The organism is Nocardia sp. NPDC060249 (genome assembly GCF_042728755.1).
Lineage (GTDB): Bacteria > Actinomycetota > Actinomycetes > Mycobacteriales > Mycobacteriaceae > Nocardia.
The window spans coordinates 1-2,500 of the sequence record NZ_JBHXAQ010000025.1 but is presented as its reverse complement, the minus strand read 5'-3'; the positions used below and the strand labels follow the sequence as shown (position 1 = coordinate 2,500).

2 rRNA genes (1 of these 2 cut by a window edge) are annotated in these 2,500 nt (G+C 50.7%); both read right to left on the bottom strand.

From position 1 onward, the window contains the following. Nucleotides 1–497: ribosomal RNA gene (locus ACFWFP_RS34385) — 23S ribosomal RNA — on the bottom strand (it extends 2,433 nt beyond the left edge of the window). A gap of 175 nt (nt 498–672) precedes the next feature. After that, nucleotides 673–2,222 (bottom strand): 16S ribosomal RNA (locus tag ACFWFP_RS34380). Together the 16S and 23S rRNA genes form the textbook arrangement of a ribosomal RNA operon. Nucleotides 2,223–2,500 lie beyond the last annotated feature (278 nt).

The following is a 2,500-nucleotide window of genomic DNA, read 5'->3' as shown; positions in this document are numbered from 1 at the left end:
CTATCGGTCACTAGGGAGTATTTAGCCTTGGGAGATGGTCCTCCCGGATTCCGACGGAATTTCACGTGTTCCGCCGTACTCAGGATCCACTCAGGAGAGAACGAAGTTTTGACTACAGGGCTGTTACCTCCTATGGCGGGCCTTTCCAGACCTCTTCATCTACCTCGTTCCTTTGTAACTCCGTACAGAGTGTCCTACAACCCCAAGAGGCAAGCCTCTTGGTTTGGGCTGGTCCCGTTTCGCTCGCCGCTACTCAGGGAATCGCATTTGCTTTCTCTTCCTCCGGGTACTTAGATGTTTCAGTTCCCCGGGTCTGCCTTCTCATATCCTATGTATTCAGATATGGATACCACTCCATTACGAGTGGTGGGTTTCCCCATTCGGAAATCTCCGGATCAAAGCTTGCTTACAGCTCCCCGAAGCATATCGGTGTTCGTCCCGTCCTTCATCGGCTCCTAGTGCCAAGGCATCCACCGTGCGCCCTTTCTAACTTAACCGTTAAAAAGAATCACTACGTGATATCTTGTATTACTAATTGAATGTGAATTACTTCTGTTATCTAGTTTTCAAAGAACAACATCTCGAAGAATCGAATGATCCTTCAAAACTAAACAAGACAGGGAACGTTCTGTTTATAAGACCCAAGGTCTTATATTCCGTTAAAATCCTTAGAAAGGAGGTGATCCAGCCGCACCTTCCGATACGGCTACCTTGTTACGACTTCACCCCAATCATCTGTCCCACCTTCGGCGGCTGGCTCCTAAAAGGTTACCTCACCGACTTCGGGTGTTACAAACTCTCGTGGTGTGACGGGCGGTGTGTACAAGGCCCGGGAACGTATTCACCGCGGCATGCTGATCCGCGATTACTAGCGATTCCAGCTTCATGCAGGCGAGTTGCAGACTGCAATCCGAACTGAGAACAGATTTGTGGGATTGGCTTAACCTCGCGGTTTCGCTGCCCTTTGTTCTGCCCATTGTAGCACGTGTGTAGCCCAGGTCATAAGGGGCATGATGATTTGACGTCATCCCCACCTTCCTCCGGTTTGTCACCGGCAGTCACCTTAGAGTGCCCAACTGAATGCTGGCAACTAAGATCAAGGGTTGCGCTCGTTGCGGGACTTAACCCAACATCTCACGACACGAGCTGACGACAACCATGCACCACCTGTCACTCTGCCCCCGAAGGGGACGTCCTATCTCTAGGATTGTCAGAGGATGTCAAGACCTGGTAAGGTTCTTCGCGTTGCTTCGAATTAAACCACATGCTCCACCGCTTGTGCGGGCCCCCGTCAATTCCTTTGAGTTTCAGCCTTGCGGCCGTACTCCCCAGGCGGAGTGCTTAATGCGTTAGCTGCAGCACTAAGGGGCGGAAACCCCCTAACACTTAGCACTCATCGTTTACGGCGTGGACTACCAGGGTATCTAATCCTGTTCGCTCCCCACGCTTTCGCTCCTCAGCGTCAGTTACAGACCAGAGAGTCGCCTTCGCCACTGGTGTTCCTCCACATCTCTACGCATTTCACCGCTACACGTGGAATTCCACTCTCCTCTTCTGCACTCAAGTTCCCCAGTTTCCAATGACCCTCCCCGGTTGAGCCGGGGGCTTTCACATCAGACTTAAGAAACCGCCTGCGAGCCCTTTACGCCCAATAATTCCGGACAACGCTTGCCACCTACGTATTACCGCGGCTGCTGGCACGTAGTTAGCCGTGGCTTTCTGGTTAGGTACCGTCAAGGTGCCGCCCTATTTGAACGGCACTTGTTCTTCCCTAACAACAGAGCTTTACGATCCGAAAACCTTCATCACTCACGCGGCGTTGCTCCGTCAGACTTTCGTCCATTGCGGAAGATTCCCTACTGCTGCCTCCCGTAGGAGTCTGGGCCGTGTCTCAGTCCCAGTGTGGCCGATCACCCTCTCAGGTCGGCTACGCATCGTTGCCTTGGTGAGCCGTTACCTCACCAACTAGCTAATGCGCCGCGGGTCCATCTGTAAGTGGTAGCCGAAGCCACCTTTTATGTCTGAACCATGCGGTTCAAACAACCATCCGGTATTAGCTCCGGTTTCCCGAAGTTATCCCAGTCTTACAGGCAGGTTGCCCACGTGTTACTCACCCGTCCGCCGCTAACTTCAGGGAGCAAGCTCCCATCTGTCCGCTCGACTTGCATGTATTAGGCACGCCGCCAGCGTTCGTCCTGAGCCAGGATCAAACTCTCCGATAAAGTAGTTTGACTGACTACGCACATCGCTGTGCGATTTATTTAAAACTTTGAATTAACAGGTACGTTTTGTCTTGTTTAGTTTTCAAAGATCATTACCGCTTGTTGAAGCAACTTTATTATCTTACCACTCAGCTTCTTTTATGTCAACAACTTTTTTTAAGTTGTTTCCGAAGCTTTTTGTTGTTGTCTGCTGTTCATCAGCGACGTTTAATAATATACCATGCCTATGATTCAGCGTCAACACTTTTTTTGAAAGAATATCCTCGATGATATACTTC